This window comes from Nocardioides renjunii, assembly GCF_034661175.1.
GTDB lineage: Bacteria > Actinomycetota > Actinomycetes > Propionibacteriales > Nocardioidaceae > Nocardioides > Nocardioides renjunii.
In genome coordinates this window covers 2,802,232-2,820,842 of sequence record NZ_CP141058.1, presented here as the reverse complement: position 1 = coordinate 2,820,842, position 18,611 = coordinate 2,802,232, and the positions used below count along the sequence as shown (strand labels likewise).

The 18,611-nt window shown below is 72.2% G+C and carries 15 protein-coding genes and 1 riboswitch; of the genes, 6 read left to right on the top strand and 9 right to left on the bottom strand.

All coding sequences use genetic code 11. The features are described from left to right. Window positions 1-20: 20 nt before the first annotated feature. The gene (locus SHK17_RS13440) at window positions 21-4,646 is read right to left on the bottom strand and encodes an Ig-like domain repeat protein (RefSeq protein ID WP_322919546.1); all 4,626 of its coding nucleotides are present in this window, start codon (window positions 4,644-4,646) and stop codon (window positions 21-23) included. 160 nt (window positions 4,647-4,806) lie between these two features. On the opposite strand from SHK17_RS13440, the gene SHK17_RS13435 reads away from it, so the two are divergent. Next, window positions 4,807-5,085, top strand: coding sequence for an Lrp/AsnC family transcriptional regulator (locus SHK17_RS13435; protein ID WP_172273986.1), 279 nt, complete (start codon window positions 4,807-4,809; stop codon window positions 5,083-5,085). Window positions 5,086-5,145: 60 nt separating this feature from the next. On the opposite strand, the gene SHK17_RS13430 is transcribed toward SHK17_RS13435, so the two are convergent. Next, window positions 5,146-6,936 carry a DEDD exonuclease domain-containing protein gene (locus tag SHK17_RS13430; protein ID WP_322919545.1) on the bottom strand — a complete coding sequence of 597 codons (1,791 nt, stop codon included), beginning with the start codon at window positions 6,934-6,936 and terminating at the stop codon, window positions 5,146-5,148. Window positions 6,937-7,040: 104 nt separating this feature from the next. Here SHK17_RS13430 and SHK17_RS13425 point away from each other — a divergent pair, with 104 nt between their 5' ends. The 5 genes from SHK17_RS13425 (at window position 7,041) to SHK17_RS13405 (ending at window position 11,430) form a co-directional block, all read left to right on the top strand. Beyond that, on the top strand, window positions 7,041-7,316 hold the full coding sequence (locus tag SHK17_RS13425) for a hypothetical protein (protein ID WP_172273992.1): 276 nt from the start codon (window positions 7,041-7,043) through the stop codon (window positions 7,314-7,316). A gap of 10 nt (window positions 7,317-7,326) precedes the next feature. After that, the gene (locus SHK17_RS13420) at window positions 7,327-8,568 is read left to right on the top strand and encodes an NYN domain-containing protein (protein ID WP_322919544.1); all 1,242 of its coding nucleotides are present in this window, start codon (window positions 7,327-7,329) and stop codon (window positions 8,566-8,568) included. Between the two features lie 90 nt (window positions 8,569-8,658). Next, window positions 8,659-8,865: a hypothetical protein gene (locus SHK17_RS13415; RefSeq protein WP_172273998.1), complete on the top strand. Its 207-nt coding sequence runs from the start codon at window positions 8,659-8,661 to the stop codon at window positions 8,863-8,865. 141 nt (window positions 8,866-9,006) lie between these two features. Beyond that, a riboswitch (cyclic di-AMP (ydaO/yuaA leader) is annotated at window positions 9,007-9,128 on the top strand. A gap of 99 nt (window positions 9,129-9,227) precedes the next feature. Beyond that, the gene (locus tag SHK17_RS13410; RefSeq protein WP_322919543.1) at window positions 9,228-10,151 is read left to right on the top strand and encodes a C40 family peptidase; all 924 of its coding nucleotides are present in this window, start codon (window positions 9,228-9,230) and stop codon (window positions 10,149-10,151) included. 61 nt (window positions 10,152-10,212) lie between these two features. Further along, window positions 10,213-11,430, top strand: coding sequence for a hypothetical protein (locus SHK17_RS13405; protein ID WP_322425497.1), 1,218 nt, complete (start codon window positions 10,213-10,215; stop codon window positions 11,428-11,430). Window positions 11,431-11,511: 81 nt separating this feature from the next. Here SHK17_RS13405 and SHK17_RS13400 read toward each other — a convergent pair whose 3' ends face one another. The 7 genes from SHK17_RS13400 to SHK17_RS13370 form a co-directional block, all read right to left on the bottom strand. Beyond that, a complete protein-coding gene (locus SHK17_RS13400) occupies window positions 11,512-11,676 on the bottom strand; it encodes a Flp family type IVb pilin (protein WP_172274007.1) in 165 nt (54 codons plus the stop codon). 91 nt (window positions 11,677-11,767) lie between these two features. Next, complete coding sequence (locus SHK17_RS13395) at window positions 11,768-11,959, bottom strand: Flp family type IVb pilin (protein ID WP_172274010.1); 192 nt, start codon at window positions 11,957-11,959, stop codon at window positions 11,768-11,770. Window positions 11,960-12,146: 187 nt separating this feature from the next. Then, window positions 12,147-12,794: a response regulator gene (locus tag SHK17_RS13390; protein WP_172274013.1), complete on the bottom strand. Its 648-nt coding sequence runs from the start codon at window positions 12,792-12,794 to the stop codon at window positions 12,147-12,149. After that, entirely contained in the window at window positions 12,769-14,343 is a 1,575-nt protein-coding gene (locus SHK17_RS13385) for a sensor histidine kinase (protein WP_322919542.1), read from the bottom strand. The genes SHK17_RS13390 and SHK17_RS13385 overlap by 26 nt, the downstream gene beginning before the upstream one ends. Before the next feature lie 7 nt (window positions 14,344-14,350). After that, entirely contained in the window at window positions 14,351-15,277 is a 927-nt protein-coding gene (locus SHK17_RS13380; RefSeq protein WP_172274019.1) for a type II secretion system F family protein, read from the bottom strand. 4 nt (window positions 15,278-15,281) lie between these two features. After that, on the bottom strand, window positions 15,282-17,195 hold the full coding sequence (locus tag SHK17_RS13375) for a type II secretion system F family protein (RefSeq protein WP_322919541.1): 1,914 nt from the start codon (window positions 17,193-17,195) through the stop codon (window positions 15,282-15,284). Further along, window positions 17,192-18,610, bottom strand: a complete 1,419-nt coding sequence (locus tag SHK17_RS13370) for an ATPase, T2SS/T4P/T4SS family (RefSeq protein ID WP_172274025.1) — start codon at window positions 18,608-18,610, stop codon at window positions 17,192-17,194. The genes SHK17_RS13375 and SHK17_RS13370 overlap by 4 nt, the downstream gene beginning before the upstream one ends. Window position 18,611: the final 1 nt, after the last annotated feature.

Here is an 18,611-nt window from a genome sequence, read left to right as displayed (position 1 = left end):
CGAACCGGCCCGCGGACGCGTCACTTGACGATGTACAGCACGATCTTCTTGGACTTCGAGCCCAGGACCTCCGAGGTGCCGAGGTAGACCACCTGCAGCTTGTGCTTGCCCTTCTTGAGCTTGGCGAGCGTGAGCGTCTTCTTGCCCTTGTGCACCGGGGCCATGGTGAAGGAGGCGACCTTCTTGCCCTTGTCGAGCACCTGGACGGTGCCGTTGGGCGCCGCCATCCCGGACACGCTGAGCGTGACGGTGATCTTCGCCTTCTTGCCCACCTTGACCCGGTCGGCCTTGAGCGAGCCGCTGACCGTCGACGTCATCCGCGCCACCGGCACCGCCGCGCTGGCGGCAGCGCCATCGGCGAAGCCGGTCTTCGTCGCGCTCACGACCACCGAGACGTCCTTCCCGGCGTCCTCGGGCATCAGGCGGTAGGTCGAGCTCGTGGCACCGGGGATCGCCGCCCCGGTGCGCAGCCACTGGTAGCGGAAGGTGGGCGAGGGCTGCGACCACGTGCCGGGCGCGGCCTTGAGGGTCTGCCCCACGCTCGGGGTGCCGGTGACGCTCGGCGGCGTCGTGGCCTGCAGCGCACCGCTCGCGGTGGCCGTTACTCCGCCACTGACCGCGACGGCGTCCTGGAAGCCGGTCTTGGAGCCGGTGGCCCGGAGCGAGACCTCCTTGCCGAGGTCGGCCGCGGTCAGCACGTAGGTCGGCGCCGTCGCGCCGCTGATCGGGGCGCCGCTGCGCAGCCACTGGAACGACGTGGCCACGTCCGGCTGGTTCCAGGTGGGAGCCACCGCGACCAGGGTCGCGCCGACACCGGTGCCGGAGGGGGCACTGACCTGGGGGAGCGAGGTCGCGAGCAGCGACTGCACCCGGACCGGGGCGGAGTGCGCCAGCCCGTCGGCGTAGCCGTTGACGGACGCCGTCACGCGGAAGACCAGGTCCCGCGACAGGTCGGCCTCCGTCGGGGTGTAGCTGGTGCTGGTCGCACCCGGGATCAGGACCCCGTCACGCAGCCAGGCGTAGGAGTAGCTGATCGTTCCCTGTCCCGACCACGTGCCGCGGCTGCCCGTCAGTCGGCTGCCCAGGGACGGGGTGCCGGAGATCGCCGGCAGCTCCGTGCACTGCGGCGCACCGCCGGCGGTGGCGCCGATGACGTTGCTGATGGCGACCTCACTGGCGAACCCGGGCTTCGACCCGGTGACCTGCAGCGAGATCGACTTGCCGAAGTCGGCCGTGGTGAGGGTGTAGGTGGCGTTCGTCGCGCCCGAGATCTTCGCGCCGTCGCGCAGCCACTGGTAGCTGTTCACCACACCGGGCTCGCTCCAGGCCGGCGGCACGCTGGTGACGACCTGGCCGACACCCGTGCCCCCGGTCGCCTCGATCTGCGGGCCCTGCACGATCTGCAGCCCGGCGTCGACGGTGAAGGTCGCCGTCGCGCTTCCGATCACGTTGTCGGCAGCGTCGCGGGCGGTCACGGTCCACTGGTAGTTGCCGGTGACGAAGTTGACCTGAGCGGCGTAGGCCGACGCCACGGTGCTCTGGGTGCTGACCGACGTCCCACCCGGGGACAGCGGGGTGATGCTCACGTTGTAGTTGCGCGCACCCTCCAGCGGAGCCCACTGCAGCACCGGGCCGTTGGGCCGCTGGCTGACGCCGGCTACCGGGGCCAGCGGGTTCATCTCCTGGCTGCCCACGAAGAACCGGCCGGTCACCGACCACGGCCCCTTGTTGCCCTCGGCGTCGGTGCGCCGCACCCGCCAGCGGTAGGCCGACGGGGATGCGGGCAGCGGGTCGGTGTGGGCGTACGCGGTCGTCTTGAGGGCCGGCCTGTTGACGACGCGGTTGGCGGTGGAGAAGGTGGCGTCGTCGTTCTTGAAGACCTCGAGGTCGTAGGAGCTGGCGAACGCCTGCGGCTGCCAGCGGAACGGCGTACGGCTGCTCACCGACAGGTTGCCCACCGGCGACTGCAGAGGCACCTGCGGGCTCGCCTTGGTGAAGCTCTGCACGTCGGACCACGCGAGGCCGTTGGCGTCGGAGTCCACTGCCTGGACCCGCCAGAACAGCGGGCCCTCGGGGTAGAGCTCGTCGGGAGCGGTGTAGGTGGTCTGGTCGACGAGGCGCTCGTCGACGAGCGTCCCGGCGAAGGACTCGACGTTGTTGACCTGGATGCGGTAGCGCATCGCCGCCTGCGGCCGGTCCTCGTTGGTCTGGGGCCACTGGGCGCTGCGGTTGGTGTCGAAGTAGTCGTCCCACCGGAAGGTGATCTCGGTCCCGCTCGGCGAGGTGCTCTGCAGGCCGGTCACCTTGGGGGAGCGCTTGACGAAGCTGTGCTGCCACTTGCCGATCGTCGACACCGGGTCGGGGCCGCAGTTCAGCCGGTTGCGGCAGGGTCGGGCGTACCAGTAGTAGGCGCCACCCGCCTGGCTGTCGGCGTAGGTGTGGGCGTCGTTGTCGAGTGTCGGGACGTACATGTTGCTCGTGGTGGCCGGCACCCGGTTGCTCGGCTCGAGCAGGTTGGTGAAGCTCGCGTCCTCGCTCACGTAGACCATGTAGAACGCGGCGTAGGGGTCGGGGGTCCAGCGGAGCACCGGGGTGCTCGGGACGGTGCAGACCTCGCCCGGCGTGCAGGCGTTCGCGGTGTTGTCCTGGGCCACGGCGGCACCGTCGAGGGCGACCTCGTGGCCGGTGGTGAGCGCGACGTCCTCGACGGTGAAGCGTCCCTCGGGCCCAGTGCCGATCACGGCGTTGTCCTCGTCGTAGGCCTTGACCTGCCAGTCGTACTGCCCGGGCAGGAGCAGCCGGTCGGACGTGTCGGTCATGGCCGGGTAGGGCACCGACTTGCGGAACAGGTTGTCCCCGCTGGTGCCGAACCAGATCTGGCCCGTGTCCATGGCGGTGCCGATGTCGACCGAGTAGTGGTGCGCGCCGGGCATCGGCTCCCAGGTCAGCTGCGGCGCGTGCTTGATGCCCGTGGTCGACGACGTGGGCGTCAGCGGGGTCAGCGGCGCCGCGCCCGTCGTCGGCGGCTCACCCGCGATGTTGAACTGCGTGAAGTAGAGGACCGAGCTCTGGCCCTTCGTGGTGATCGCACGGACGCGCCAGGTGTGGGGGTTGTCGGCCGGGTCCAGCCGGGCGGTGCCGGGGATGGTCCAGGACGGGGACTTGGTCTCGGCGGCACCGACGACCGTCCCGGCCTTGGTGGCGACCTCGACCTCGTAGCGCTCCGCACCGATCACGGGGGTCCAGGAGAAGGTCGGCACGGCCACCGTCTGCCCGCCGGACGGGGACCGCCCCGCGATGCTGACCGGCTGGTAGAGGAAGGCCTGGGTCTCGGAGTAGATGCCCTGGACGCCAGGGATGTCGCCCGCCTTGGTGAAGGGGCGGTCGAGCGGTCGCACGCGCCAGTAGTTGAGCTGGCCCTGCTGCGGCTCGCAGTCCTCGTTCTCACGGTTGGTGGAGGGCTGGCCGGTGGTGTTCACCGCGAACTGGCCCGGCAGGTAGGTGGTGCCCGCGACGCGGCAGCTCTCGAAGGTGCCGACGGTGAAGTTCGGCTGCGTGCCGATCTGGATCTCGTACTCGGACGCGTGCCGCACCGACTCCCACTGGAAGTAGATGGACGCACCCACGACCTCGTTGCCGGGCGCGGCGGGGAAGACCAGCGTCGGCACGTCGGGCCAGGTGCGGTTGAAGCTGGAGCGGGCGGGGCTCCAGGCGGTGGCGCGGTCGTCCAGGTCGACCGCCCGGACCCGCCAGAAGTACTGGTTGTTGTCGTAGGTCGTGGCCGGGGAGTAACGGGTGCCGACGATCCCGGTCTTCGTCTCGATCAGGGACGCACCCTGGGTGAAGTCCTCGCTGGTGGAGACCTGGATGTCGTAGGACTTGGCGCCGGGGACGGGGTCCCAGTCGAGCACGACGTCCTGGAGCTCGAGGTTGGCGTCGTCCGGCGGCGAGGTGCGCGTCGGCGAGGGGAGGGGGAGCACCGTGAAGGTGGCCGTGTCGCTCGGCAGGGACTGGAGGGTGGGGCCCTTGAGCGCCGAGACCCGCCAGAACCACGGCGCGGCGTTGAGCGGTCGGTCCACGACGAGGGAGGTCGTCCTGGTCTCGAAGGACATCGCCCCCACGAAGTCGGCGGCGTCGTCGACCTCGACCTTGTAGCCGATGGCCCCGGGCACGGCGGTCCACGACAGCAGCGGTGGGTTGATCGGCTGGGCGAGCGTCGTTCCGTTGGTCGGGGCGACGGGAGTCGGCCGGGCGACCGGTGCCTTGCCGAACTCCGAGCCGGACCACGCGGACGCCTCGGCGCCCGTGAAGGCCCGGACCCGCCAGTAGATGGTGCCCCCGGCGAGGTTCATCGGCGGCACGAAGGAGGTGTTGACCGTCGAGACGCTCAGGTAGGTGCTGCCGAAGGCGGGGTCGTCGTCGACCTGCACCTCGTAGCGGGTCGCACCCGCGACGGCCGCCCACGTCAGGATGTTCGAGGAGTCGTCGGGCTGCTGCACGTTGAGCGAGCCCGGCTGGGCAGGCGGGGCCGCCGAGGCGGTCGTCGTGGGTGCCGCCAGGGCGGCGACCAGCGCGACGACCAGGGCGATGGTGGCCAGGGCGGCACCGCGTGCGGTGCGGTCCGGGCGGCCGGCGGTGTGCGACATGTGTGACTACTTCCCCTCGAGCAGGTCCGTGACCCGATCACGCTAGGGGCGCCCGTCGTCCCCCGAACGGCGAATGGGACCGGGTAGTCCGAAATGACTAGGTGGTCCGGCTGATCGGTCAGCCGGCGCCGGCCGGCGGCGCGGGCGCTACGGTGACGTCATGATCACCGCCATCGTCTTCGTGAAGGCCGACGTCGCGCGCATCCCCGAGGTCGCTGAGGCCATCGCCTCCCTCGACGGCGTGAGCGAGGTCTACTCCGTGACCGGCCAGATCGACCTCATCGCGCTCGTGCGGGTGCGCGAGCACGAGGACGTCGCCGCCGTGGTGGCCGACCGGCTCAACAAGGTGGAGGGCGTCACCGAGACCGAGACGCACATCGCCTTCCGCACCTACTCCCGGCACGACCTGGAGTCGGCGTTCAGCATCGGGCTGGACTGACCCACGGGCGCACCCGACGCGCCACGCCTCTCGCCCAGGCCCACCGCCCTCGCGCAGGTCTTATCGGGCGGGCCGGTGCACCGGTGACGGCAGGCGTCGCTCGTCGAAGGGCACGAGCGAGAGCCGCGACTCGTTGACGGCGTCGTAGACGGCGAGGTGCCGCGCGGCCCCGCCGAGCGGGCAGATCCAGTCGCCCTCGACGTCGACGAGGCGGACGCCGGGTGACTCCAACCACCGCAGGACCTTCTCGGACTCCTCGGCCGTGGCCGCGGGCACCGGGCCGGGCGCATCGGTCACCGTCTCCGCGCTCGCGGTGAGCTCGCGGACGTACTGGTGGGCGTCGGCCCCCGGCGGGATCACGCCCGCCGCTGCCAGCCGGCCGTGCCGCACCACGTGGACGGCCCAGCGGCCGCTGTCCTCGCGTCGGGCGGCGACGATCTCCGGGCACCGGGTCAGGGCGGAGAGCCGCTGCGTCCGGGCCGCCGCGCGGACGAATGTGGCCAACCGGTCGCGGTGCACGCCGGCCTCCTCGAAGCGCTCGCGGTCGGCGAGGGCCGCCATCCGCTGGTTGATGGCCTCGACCACCTCGTGCGGGCTGCGCAGCAGCGTGTCGCGCAGCTGGCGCACGACCGCGGCGTAGGTCGTCTCGTCGGTCGACCCGTCGCAGGGCGACAGGCAGCGCCCCATCTCGGCCAGCACGCAGGCCGAGCGCGACGGCGTCCGCGGCAGCCGGCCGCTGCACTGCCGCACGGGGAACGTCTCGTGCAGGGCGGCCAGGCACTTCTCGGCTGTCTTCTTGGACGAGAAGGGGCCGAGGTAGTCGGCGTCGTCGTCGAGCACCGTGCGGACCAGCGACAGGCGCGGCCACGTCTCGCGGGTGAGCTTGAGGAAGTGGACCTTCTCGGGGAACCGCGAGCGACGGTTGTAGCGCGGCTTGTGCTCGGCGATGAGCCGCAGCTCGCGGACCTCGGCCTCGAGCGGGGTGGCGCACTCGATCCCGGTGACCGAGGTGGCCAGCCCGACCATCTCGCCCATGCGGGTGCGGGTCTCCGACGCCGTGAAGTAGGTGCGGACGCGGGTGCGCAGGTCGCGGGACGTGCCGACGTAGAGCACGCGGGACCTGTCGTCGCGGAAGAGGTAGACACCCGGCGCGTGGGGGAGCCCCTCGGCGAGGTGGCGCTTGCGGCGCTGCGCCGGGCTGACCCGCGCCGAGAAGGTCTGCAGCTCCTCCAGCGTCTGCACCCCGAGCCCGCCCAGCCGCTCCATCAGGCCGTGGAGCACGTCGACGGTGGCGCGGGCGTCGGACAGCGCCCGGTGGTTGGGCGTGGTCGTGGAGCCGAACGCCTTGGCCAGCGAGGACAGCTTGCAGTTGGGCGCGTCGTCGCGGGTGATCACACGACGGGCGAGCTTGGCCGTGTCGAGCACCTCGAACCTCGGCCAGGGCCGCCCCTGCTCCCGGGCGAAGTGCTGGAGGAAGCCGACGTCGAAGGGCGCGTTGTGGGCCACGAGCACGCAGCCCGACGCGAAGTCGAGGAACGCGGGCAGCGCCGAGTCGATCGACGGCGCGTCGTGCACCATCGAGTTGGTGATGCCGGTGAGCACCGCGATGAACGCCGGGATCTCGGTGTGGGGGTTGACCAGGGTCTGGAACTCGCCGAGCACCTCGCCGCCGCGCACCTTGACGGCCCCGATCTCGGTGATCATCGAGCCGGCCTGGGCCGAGCCGCCGGTCGTCTCGAGGTCGACCACGCAGAAGGTCAGGTCGCGCAGCGGCCGCCCCAGCTCGTCGAAGCTGCGTTGCGCCTCCCAGCGGGACTGCTCCCGGGACGGGCGGTGGGCGGTGGTGCTCATGTCGGGCGACGCTAGACGTGGGATCCGACAATGGTGGGAGGGCACGCGCACTACGCTGACCGCGCCTGTCCGAACAGACGTCCCCGACCGAGGAGCACCCGCCCGTGAGCGACCAGACCGCCGACCTCCGCGTTCCCGGCGACGGCGAGCGGTGGCGCTGCGCCGGCTGCGGCAACCTCACGCGCTTCGACGTCACCCGCACCCGCCGCACCACCGAGTACTGGCACTTCGACCTCGCCGGCGAGCACCAGGTCGAGGAGGAGACCGTGCGGTCCGAGGCGGTCGAGTCCGTGGCCTGCCGCTGGTGCGGTCGTGCCGACGCGATCGAGGTCGTCGACCGCGCGTCGGCCGACACCACCGCCGACCCGGCCGCCGGGTGACGGGACGGCCGTGACCGGCCCGGTGCCCCTTCCCGAGCGCCTGCGCCTGCGGGTGGTGGCCCTCGTCTCCGCCGTGCTGCCCTCCGTCAGCCCGGTCCCGGCGCCGCTGCGCAAGGTCGCCTCCTTCGCTCCCGCCCGGCGCGCGCGCCTCGGCGGCGGCGCCATCTGGGACGCCCTGGCCGACGACGACTTCCGTCAGCACGCAGCGGTCCAGGTCGCGGCGGTCCCCGCCGCCCCCGACGACCCGCTCGACGCTGCCGCCCGGGCCTGGCTGGTGCGCGAGGACGGCTGGGAGGCGGTCGTCGCCGAGGTCGCCGACGGCCTCGGCGAGGAGGAGGCGCGCGACGACCAGGGCCGCGCCGAGCTCGGGCGTCTCGTCGCGCAGGTGGCAGCCCTCCAGGCCGAGGTCGGGACGCTGCGGTCGGAGCACCGCCAGGAGCTCGACCGCGTCCGGTCCGAGCACAAGGTGCTGCGCCAGCGCCTGGGCGAGACTCGGAGCGCCCTGCGGGCCGCGGAGGCGGAGCGCGACGCGGCCCTCGCTGCCCGTGACGAGGCCGTCGCCGCGGCGGCGGTCGCCACCCGCACCGCCGAGGCGGACGTACGACGCCTGCGGGCGCAGCTCGAGGAGGCCGAGGCCGGGCTCGCCGCCAGCCGCCGCGGCACCCGCTCGGAGCGCGACGCGGCGACCATCCGCACCCGGCTGCTGCTCGACGCCGTGGTCGAGTCCGCCACCGGGCTGCGCCGCGAGCTCGGGCTGCCTGCCGTCAGCGGGACGCCCGGCGACGCCGTGGAGGGGGAGCTGGCCGGCGTCGAGGCGGCGCCGGCGTCCAGCGCGCCCGCGACCCCCGCCCTGCTCGAGCAGGTGCTCGGGATGCCGCGCGCCCGCCTCGTCATCGACGGCTACAACGTCACCAAGGAGGCCTGGCCCCACGCCAGCCTCGAGGCGCAGCGCAGCCGGCTGGTCGCCGCGCTGGGGCCCGTCGTCGCCCGGTCCGGGGCGGAGACCACGGTCGTCTTCGACGCCGCGGAGTCGTCGACGAGGACCGTCATGCCGGCGCCCCGGGGGGTCCGCGTGGTCTTCAGCCCGGAGGGCGTCATCGCCGACGACGTCATCCGCCAGCTGGTCGCGGCCGAGCCGCGCGGCCGCGTCGTGGTCGTGGTCACCGGCGACCGGGAGCTGTCCCGCGACGTCGTGCGGGCCGGGGCGCGGGCCGTGCCCGCCTCGTCGCTGCTCGGGATCGTCGCGGGCTGACCGGCTGACGGGCTGACCGGCTCGAGGCGTCCGCCGCCCGCGGGACGGTCCGCAGGGCCGTTGTCGGTGGGCCCTGCGACGGTTCAGCACATGACGACACGGATCGACTGCGACACCTGCGTGGTGCGCGGGCTGCACTGCCACGACTGCGTGGTGACGGTGCTCCTCGGGCCACCGCCGGAGCTGACCATCGACGACGACGAGATGGCCGCGCTGGACGCGCTGGCCACCGGGGGACTGGTGCCACCGCTGCGGCTGGTGGAGCCGGTCGCGGGGCCGGTGATCGAGTCCGCCTGAGACACGTCGTGAGAAGTTTCCCCGAAGATTGGCGGGGCCGACGGCTCCGGTCTAGGGTGTGGGCTGACGTCCGTGGCAGTGGGTCACCAGGCCCGCGCGGGCGTCGCGCCGAGTCGAAGGCCACACCCCCGCACCACGGTGGCCGACGAGCCGGGGAACCACACTTCCCCCTGGGGTGAATCCCCTGTGAGGCGCACCGCGCGAGCGGTGCGTGGAGCAGGGGTAGGACAGTCGTGCCGAACCCGTCAGCTCACCCGGTAGGCGTACGACATCCCCGAGGAGTTCCCCCGCTCGTGGCTCACACCCGCAAGCGAGTCGTCGCGTCCGCTCTTGGACTGTCCGCGATCGCTGCCATCGCCCTCGTGCCCGCGACCCCCGCGCAGGCCGACCCCGACATCAAGGACGTGAAGGCCCGCGTCGACCGCCTCTACCACGAGGCCGAGGCCGCCCAGGAGCGGCTGCACGACGCCCGCCTGGAGCTGACCGACCTGCGTGGCGACCTCGCCGACCTGCGCGCCGACCAGGAGCGCCAGGACGACCGCCTCGACGTCGTCCGTGACCAGGTCTCCGACGCCGTCGTGCGCCAGATCGAGGGCGAGGGCATCTCGACCGTCGGCCAGATCGTGGTCTCCGAGGACCCCGGCTCCTTCCTCGACAGCCTCTCCACGATGTCGTCGTTCAACGACCTCCAGGCCTCGCTGCTCGCCGACTACGACACCGAGCTCCAGGCCCTCGAGATCCGCCGCGAGGCGACCGACGCCCGGGCCCGTGAGATCGCCGAGCTCACCCAGCAGCTGGGCGCCGAGAAGGCGACCGTCGACGACAAGCTCGGCGAGGCCAAGGAGGTCCTCGCGGACCTCGAGGCCGAGGAGCGCGAGCGCCTGCTCGCCTCGCGCAGCGGCACGACTACCCGCATGCCGAGCTCCGTGCCCGCCTCCGGCCGCGCCGCCGCGGCCGTCCAGTACGCGATGGCCCAGGTCGGCGACGCCTACGTCTACGGCGCCATGGGCGAGAGCGCCTTCGACTGCAGCGGCCTCACCATGCGTGCCTGGGCCCAGGCCGGCGTGTCGCTCCCGCACTCCTCGAGCGCCCAGTTCGGCTCCGGACCGCGCGTCGCCGTGAGCGACCTGCAGCCCGGCGACCTGGTGTTCTACTACAGCCCCATCAGCCACGTCGGCATGTACATCGGCAACGGCATGATCGTCCACGCCGCCAACCCCGGCACCGGCGTCGCCGTCTCGGGTCTCCACTCGATGCCGTTCGTCGGCGCGGTCCGCCCTGGCTGACCAGCAGACCACGAAGGCCGGCCGTCCACTCCTGTGGGCGGCCGGCCTTTCGCTGTGCCTGGTGGTCGTCACGACGATCGGCGTGCTGGTGCCGGCGCGCGACGGGCGCCACGACGTCGACCCGGCCGCCGTGGGGCGCGTCGGCGGCGAGGCGTGGCGGGCCAGCCCGGCCGAGGCCGCAGACGCCCTGGCGAGGTTCGTCGACGGGGTGGTCGCGCGCGACGTCGGGACGCTCGTCGACCTCGCCCCTCCTCAGGACCGCGCGGCGGAGGCACTGCTGGCCGGGATCGCGGCCAACGCGCGTTCGCTCGACCTGCGGGCGGTGGGCGCGCGCCACGTCGACCAGGTGGGCACGGTCGGTGCGGACGGCGCCTGGACGGGGACGGTCGAGCTGACCTGGCGGGTCGGCGCGCTGGACCCGTCGCCGTCCCGGGCTGAGGTGGCCGTCCGGTTCGTGCCTGCCGGCGACGGCCTGGCGATCGGCGGCTTCGGTCCGCACGGTGCCGCTGCCGACGGCCGGCTCCCGCTGTGGCTGCGTGACGAGCTCGCGGTGGCCCGTGCGCGGGACGTGCTGGTCATGCTGGACGGCGACCGGCCGCAGGCGCGCGCGGAGGCCCGCGCGGTGGCCCGCCGGGTGGTGCGCGGGATCGGGGTCGTCGAACGGGTGCTGCCCGGCCGCACCGGGCCCGTGGTCGTCGAGGTGCCGAGCAGCGCCGCCGACCTCGAGGAGGCGCTCGGCGCCCGGCCCGGGACGTACGCAGGGACAGCCGCGGTCACCGCCGCGCCCGGCACCTCAATGGACGACGACGCTCCTGTCCACGTCTTCCTGAACCCGGAGATCACCTCGATGCTGGGTCGTGCCGGCGCGCAGGCGGTGATGAGCCACGAGCTGGTGCACCTCGTCACCGACGCGGCGCGCACGCCCGTGGAGCCGTGGCTGCTCGAGGGCTTCGCTGACCACGTCGCGCTTCGCGCAGTGCTGCCGGACCGCACCACGCTGCGTCGGCTCCTCGCGGAGGTGCGCCGCGACGGCGCGCCGCGCGCCCTGCCGACGGCGGCGGACTTCGACGCTCCCGGCGGCGCCCTGCAGGCCAGCTACGAGGCGGCCTGGCTCGCCTGCCGGATCATCGCGGAGAGGCTGGGGGAGCAGGCGCTGGTGGAGGTGTACGACGGCGCCGCACGCGGTGTCCCAGTGGAGCGGGCCCTCGCCCGAGCCGGACTCCCGCTCGCCGAGCTCACCGCAGCGTGGCGCGGCGAGCTGACGGCGCTGGCCCGCTGACCCCGGAAATGCGCTGGAGGCGACCGGGTGTTCCGGTCGCCTCCATGAGCAGCGATCTGGCGGGCTCCGCGAGCCCTGCGGTCACGGACCGTCGAACGTACCGGCCGGGACCATGAAGAGCTCGCTGACGGACACACCGAACGCCGTCACCGCGATGATGATGGCGACCGCGATGCAGCCGACCATGAGGCCGTACTCGACGGCCGTGGCTCCGCGCTCGTCGCGCTCGAGGTCAGGTGTCCTCATGCGCAGCCTCCTCTGGACGTGTGGAGCGGGAAAGGGAAAGGGCCGGCGCGCCGCCTCAGGCGGGCGCCGGCCCTTGTCATGTCCCTACGGATCAGGGCGCGGTGTTGTCGGCGATCTCGCCGCCGACACCGTCGAACAGGGCGGAGAGGTTGTCACCCAGGGTGGCGACGACGGTGATGATGGCGACGGCGATCAGCGCGACCATGAGGCCGTACTCGACGGCGGTGGCGCCCTTCTCCTCGTCGCGGCGGGCGTTGAGCAGGATGGTGAGGAACTGGATCATGGTGATAACCCCTTGGAAGATGTGGATTGATGAGTCCGGATGTCCGAGCCCCAGTGGACCCGTCAAGAAGAATCTTCGTCTTTTCCCGAGCTGCACGAATCGGGTGATCGGCCGCAGGTGGGTAGTCCCTTGTGACTAGTTCCGGATGTCTCCTCGGACCACCGGGGAGGGCCGGTCAGGGCACCCGTCAGAACCGTTGGGGCGAGAGGTGGTCCAACAGGCCCATGCGCATCGCGGTGACCAGCGCCTGGGCGCGGTTCGCGGCCCCGAGCTTCTGGTAGATGTGCGTGATGTGGGTCTTGGCGGTCGACTCGCTGAGGTAGAGCCGGCCGGCGATCTCGCTGGTGCCCAGGCCGTCGGCGAGGAGCGTCAGGACCTCCTCCTCGCGTCCGGACAGCCGGGGCGTGGACGGGCCGGTGGTGCGACGCACCATCGCGGCGCTGAGGCCGGCGCAGAGAAAGGTGCGCGGCGCGACAGCGGCGTGCTTGGCGGCACTGACGACCTCCGAGGCCTTGCTGTCCTTGCCGACGAACGCCGATGCCCCGGCCTCCATGGCGGCGAAGATCTGGTCGTCGCCCGCGTGCATGGTCAGCACGACCACACCGGTGGTCGTGTCCGTCTCCCGGATCGCCCGTACGACGTCGAGGCCGTGACCGTCGGGCATCTGCAGGTCGGTGACCACGACGTCCGGCTGCAGGTCACGCCAGACCGAGACGCCCTCGGAGACGCTCCCGGCCTGGCCGATCACGCTCATCTCCTCGTCGCGCTCAAAGGCGCGGGCGAGGCCCTGACGGATCAGCTCGTGGTCGTCAACCAGTAGCACGGTGATGCCCATGGGCAGTTTCTCCTTCACGAGGTGCGGTCGCGGGGGACCGCAGGGTGACGACGGTTCCGCCGCCAGGTCGAGGGGTGACGTCGAGCGCGGCACCGACGCTGTCGGCGCGCTCGCGCATGCCTTGCAGGCCCCAGTGGTGCTCGCGCGGTCCGGCGTTGCCGACGCCGTCGTCGGCGACCTCGAGGCGCAGCGCCGACCCGTCGGAGTCGAGGCTGACCCACAGGTTGCAGGCACGGGCGTGCTTGCGCACGTTGCCGATGGCCTCCTGCGCCACGCGCAGGACCTCGGTCGCGGCCCGCGGGGGGAGCGGGGGGCCCGACTCCGCCAGCGACAGGTGGACCCGCAGGCCGGCGGCGTCGCTGACCCCGCGGGCGTAGTCGGCGAGGGAGGCGGCCAGCCGGCCGTCCGTCACCTCGTGGCGCAGGTCGAAGATGGAGAACCGGATCTCCGACACGAGCCGGGTGATCTCGGTGCGCAGCGCTGCCGCGAGCTCGCGCGTCTGCTCGTGGTCGCTGATGGACTCGATCTCGTCCACGATGTAGCCGAGGCCGACGATCTCCTGCGCGACGCCGTCGTGCATCTCGCGCGCGATCCGGTTGCGCTCCTGCGACGCCGCGAAGGCGCGTACGTCGTCGAAGAGGACCGCGGTGTCGAGGCGGACCGCGAACTCGTCGGCCACCTCCAGCGCACGCTCGTCCAGCTCGTGGGTCCAGCGCGGGACCCCGACGAGGACGCAGTAGCCGAGCGTCTGCTGGGCGCCGCGCAGCGGCACGACCGCGGCGCCGGGCGTCCACTCGGCCCGGGGGAGCTCGATCTCGCGGGCCAGGCGCTCGACGTCGTCACCGCCGTTGAGTGCGCGGATCGTCTCGTCGGGGTCGACGACGAAGACGGTGGACCGGGCGCACCCGGTGACCTCCCGCATGGCCGTGTCGAGGTCGATGGCGAGGGAGGCCGTGTCGAGGCCCAGGTTGCCCGAGCTGGCCAGCTCGTGGACGCGCTCCATGAGCTGGTGCGCGGCGGCGTACGGCGCCTGGCGGGCCACCAAGGTGCGCGTCGAGCGCGACTGCCAGCTGGCGAGCAGGCCGACGCCCAGGCCGACCAGCAGCCAGGGGAGTGCCTCGGCGATGCGGGTCAGGCCCTCGTCGGCAGGGTCGGCCGCGACGGTCGCGCCGACGGTCAGCGCGGACACGAGCGTCACGTTGAGCGTGGTGACGAGGCCGTGCCGCACCCCCGCGGCGATCAGCGGGACCGCGAGGTAGGGGCCCAGCTCGGAGGTGGACTGAGTGGCGACGATCAACGTCGTGACCGCCACGGCCTCCGCCACCGCGTGCCAGTGCGCGGGCCGGTTGCGGGTCATCCACTCCAGCGTCGACGTCACGGCGGCGACGAGCGCCAGCACCACCATCAGCGGCGCCGACTCCACGAGGACGCCTGCCCGGAGGGCGGCGCCGGTCGCGAGCGCCGTCGCGAAGACCCGCACCGCCGTCGTGGTCCGCCACGACTGCAGTGCGGGCCGGGGCGCGCCCGAGTCCAGCGCCGGAGGTGTCATCGACGGATCACGTCTTGCTGAACGTGTCTGCGATCTGGATCCCTGCCGGGCCGAGGATGACGATGAACAGGCACGGCAGGATGAAGAGGACCAGCGGGATCATCATCCGCACCGGCACCTGCTGGGCCTTCTCCTCCGCGCGCTGGCGCCGCTTGGTCCGCATCTCCTGGCTCTGGATCCGCAGGACCCGGCCGATCGGGATGCCGAGGCTGTCTGCCTGCACCATGGAGAGGCAGAACGACTTGAGGTCCTCCAGCGAGCTGCGCTCGGCCATGGCGCGCATGGCGTCGACCCGGCCGACACCGAGCTGCATCTCCTGGAGCAGCCGCGCGAACTCCTCGGACAGCGGTCCGGTGGTGTTGCGGGCGACGCGCTCGACGGCGGCGTCGAAGCCGAGTCCGGCCTCGACGGAGACGGTGAGCAGGTCGATGGCGTCCGGGAGCGCGTTGCGCATCAGCAGCTCACGCTTGGAACCGGCGTTGTAGAGCAGGAGGTTGGGCAGGCAGTAGCCGAAGGCCGCGATGGCCGCGGTGCCGAGGAGGACGCGGTAGAAGGGCCAGTCCATGCCGATGAGGTAGAGCAGGCCCACCCCGCCGAGCACGGACAGGCCGAGCACCTTGAGGCCGATGAGCCGGTTGACGTCCCAGCCCTCGGGGTTGCCGGCGACGTTGAGGCGGTAGTGCAGCTTCTTGGCCGTGTCGGCCCGCACCAGCTTGCGCCCGGTGCCGACCAGCTGGTCGCCCAGCGGACCCAGGACGCGCTCGGCGAACGGGCGCTCGAGCTCCTGCTTGACGATGTCGGGAGCCCGGTCCATGGCCTGGATGGCGGCCACGGACCGCGCCACGCCCCGACGCTCGGTCGTGACGACGCCGATGATGGACAGGGACAGGGCGATGGCCACGAAGACGAGTGCGGCACCGATCATCAAGAACATGGGGTCACACCTTCACTGTCGCGAGCTTGGACATGGCCCAGGAGCCGACGGTCAGCAGCGTGACGGCCGCTGCGAGCATGATGTACCCCAGTCCCGTGGTGTAGAGCACCGAAACATACTCCCGGTTCGTGAAGAACATGTAGAGGAAGATCAGCGGCGGCAGGCCGACGAGGATGTAGCCGGAGAGACGGCCCTCGGCGCTGAGCGCCTTCACCTGGCGGCGCAGGTACTCCCGCTCGCGCAGCGTCTCGGACACCGTGTGCAGGATCTCGGCCAGGTTGCCGCCGACCTCGCGCTGGATGCGGATGGCCATGACGACCCACCCGAAGTCCTCGCTGTCCATCCGCGCCCCGACGCTGTCGAGGGCGTCGGTGATGTCGACGCCGAGGCGCTGCTCGATGAGGGCACGGCGCAGCTCGCCGGCCATCGGCTCGTGGCCCTCGCGCACGACGGTGTCCACCGCCTGCGGGAGCGAGAGGCCGGCCTGGAGGCCGCCCGCCATGAGGCCGAGGGTCTGCGCCAGCTGGCCGTTGAACGCGTTGAGGCGACGACCGTGGCGCCACTTGAGGTACATCCAGGGCACGACCGTGCCCATCACCAGGCCGAGCACGCCGAGGACGCCGCCGCCCATGAGGAAGCCCACGACCGCACCCGCCACGGCGATGCCGGAGTGCAGGAGCAGCCACTCGGACGCGGTCAGCGCCGAGCCGGCTCCGGTGAGGCGCCGGGCGATCCGGGTCTCGAGGTCGGCGTTGACGACCTTGTCCGTGACGGCGAGCGCGGACTGCCGCAGCGACGCGGCCTCGGTGCGCGTCTTCTTCTTGCGCTTGCTGCGTGCCGTCGTGTCCGTGCCGGCGAAGTACGCGTCGAGGCGCGCCTCTGCGGTCGAGGGGCCACGCGGACCGGTCAGCGAGACGGTCAGGAGCCCGCCCAGGCCGAGGAACACGGCGACGGCGCCGAGCAGCATGACGGGCGTGCTGACCAGCGCCTTGCCGGTCTTGACGACGTCCGGAGTGTCGAAGCCGAAGGCGCCCAGCGCGACGAAGGCGGAGTCGGAGTACGTCTGCTCGCCGGAGGTCACCGACACGTCCACGGACGCCTCGTCCTCGACGCCCTCGGGGACGTCGAAGCTCACCACGAGCTGGTGGGCGAGGATGTCGCCCTGCTCGGCCAGCACGGAGCTGAGCGCCTCGGGGTCGGCCGGGATGACGCGACCACCGGTGCTGTCCGCGAGCGAGCTGAGCTGCTTGGAGTCGCCCTGGCCCTCGGTCTGCAGCGCCACGACGTCGACCACGACGCCGGCGTCGACGGCGCCACCGCCGGCGACGTCGAGCGTCGTCGAGCTGCTGGTGTCGGCTCCGTCGGAGAGGACCATGAGCGAGCGGGCACCCTCGGTGCCGAGGAGCTCCCGCGCCGCGTCGATGGCGTCGTAGACGCTGGTGCCGCGCGTGAGCTCGGCGTCCTCGACGGCCTGGAGGATGGCGTCCCGGTCGGTGGACGGCGGGATCTGGTCCTTGACCTTGCCGGCGAACGTGACGAGGCCGACGGCGATCTCGGGCGGCGTGGACTCGAGGTAGGCCTGCACGGCCGCGACGGCGGCGTCGTACTTGTTGCCCTTGCTCATGCTCGAGCTGGTGTCGACGACGAGCACCGTGGACCGCACGATGTCGCCGGAGGCCGCCGTCTCGACGCTCGCCTGCACGGGGTTGCCGTCGACGGTGACCGAGAGCGTCTCGTCGTCCACGACGCTGCCCTCGGGCAGGCCGTCGGCGGACAGGAGCATCGACACGGAGCCGGACTTCGACTGGACGTGGTCGATGTTGATCTCGTTGGTGGCGTGGGCCGGCGCCGCGACCGCCAGTGCGACGAACGCACCCGCGGCCGTGGTGGCCAGGACGCGGCGCAGCGTGGTGCTCATGCGCCCCTCGCGGTCATGAAGATGGCCGGGTCGACCCGGACGCCGTGGTCCTGGAGCCGCTCGAGGAAGCGGGGGCGCAGCCCGGTGGAGATCAGGTGGCCCTTGAACTTGCCCTGGTCGTCGACGCCGGCGGCGTAGTCGAACAGGAACACGTCCTGGGTGGTGATGATGTCGCCCTCCATGCCCACGATCTCGGTGATGGCGGTGATGCGACGCGTGCCGTCCTTGAGACGGGTCTGCTGGATGATCAGGTCGACGGCGCTGGACACCTGCTCGCGGATGGCGCGGACCGGCAGGTCCATGCCGGCCATGAGCACCATGGTTTCGAGTCGGGCGAGGGCGTCGCGCGGCGTGTTGGCGTGCAGCGTCGAGATCGACCCGTCGTGACCGGTGTTCATCGCCTGGAGCATGTCGAGCGCCGCGGCGTCACGGATCTCACCGACGACGATGCGGTCGGGACGCATGCGGAGGGAGTTCTTGACCAGGTCGCGGATCAGGATCGCGCCCTTGCCCTCGATGTTGGGCGGGCGCGACTCGAGCCGCAGCACGTGGTCCTGGCCGAGCCGGAGCTCGGCGGCGTCCTCGATGGTGACGATGCGCTCGTCCTCGGGGATGAAGGAGGACAGCACGTTGAGCGTCGTCGTCTTGCCGGCACCCGTTCCTCCGGAGACGAGGATGTTGAGGCGACCGCGGACGCAGGCCTCGAGCAGGCCCGCCGAGGCACGGCTCAGGCTGCCGAACCGGATGAGGTCCTCGACCGTGAACGGGTCCTCGGAGAACTTGCGGATGGTGAGCTTGGAGCCGTCGAGCGCGAGCGGGGGGATGATCGCGTTGACACGGCTGCCGTCTGGCAGCCGCGCGTCGACCATCGGGCTGGTCTCGTCGACGCGGCGGCCGATCTTGCTGACGATCTTGTCGATCGTGCGCCGCAGGTGGGCCTCGTCGGTGAACGCGGTGTCCACCTTGACGAGCTTGCCGCTGCGCTCGACGTAGATCGAGTCGTAGGCGTTGACCATGACCTCGGACAGGGTGGAGTCACGCAGGAGCGGCTCGATGGGCCCGTAGCCCAGGATGTCGTCGGCGATCTCCTGCGAGATCCGGGTGCGGTCCGCCGAGGACATCGGACGGTCGTTGTCGTCGATGGCGCGGGCCAGGGCGATCCGCACCTGCTGCTCCAGGTCGCCCTGGGTCATGTGGGCGTCGTAGAGCTTCGGGCCGAGGGCCTCGACGAGCTGGGCGTGCACGACCCGCTTGACGTCGATGAAGGGGTCGACCGCACTGACCTTCTTGCGGGCGCCCGCCACGGTCGTGGCCGGGACGTTGCCGTCCGGCGCCGGCGCGGCTCCGTTGGCGGTGCTGGGGGCGGGGGCCTCGGTGCGGGAGCGAGCCGCGGCCAGCCGATCGGTGAGACTCACG

Coding starts and splice junctions, on each gene's coding strand:
- SHK17_RS13440 (WP_322919546.1), bottom strand. CDS start 4,646: ATGTCGCACACCGCCGGCCGCCCGGACCGCACCGCACGCGGTGCCGCC.
- SHK17_RS13435 (WP_172273986.1), top strand. CDS start 4,807: ATGATCACCGCCATCGTCTTCGTGAAGGCCGACGTCGCGCGCATCCCC.
- SHK17_RS13430 (WP_322919545.1), bottom strand. CDS start 6,936: ATGAGCACCACCGCCCACCGCCCGTCCCGGGAGCAGTCCCGCTGGGAG.
- SHK17_RS13415 (WP_172273998.1), top strand. CDS start 8,659: ATGACGACACGGATCGACTGCGACACCTGCGTGGTGCGCGGGCTGCAC.
- SHK17_RS13400 (WP_172274007.1), bottom strand. CDS start 11,676: ATGAGGACACCTGACCTCGAGCGCGACGAGCGCGGAGCCACGGCCGTC.
- SHK17_RS13395 (WP_172274010.1), bottom strand. CDS start 11,959: ATGATCCAGTTCCTCACCATCCTGCTCAACGCCCGCCGCGACGAGGAG.
- SHK17_RS13390 (WP_172274013.1), bottom strand. CDS start 12,794: ATGGGCATCACCGTGCTACTGGTTGACGACCACGAGCTGATCCGTCAG.
- SHK17_RS13385 (WP_322919542.1), bottom strand. CDS start 14,343: ATGACACCTCCGGCGCTGGACTCGGGCGCGCCCCGGCCCGCACTGCAG.
- SHK17_RS13380 (WP_172274019.1), bottom strand. CDS start 15,277: ATGTTCTTGATGATCGGTGCCGCACTCGTCTTCGTGGCCATCGCCCTG.
- SHK17_RS13375 (WP_322919541.1), bottom strand. CDS start 17,195: ATGAGCACCACGCTGCGCCGCGTCCTGGCCACCACGGCCGCGGGTGCG.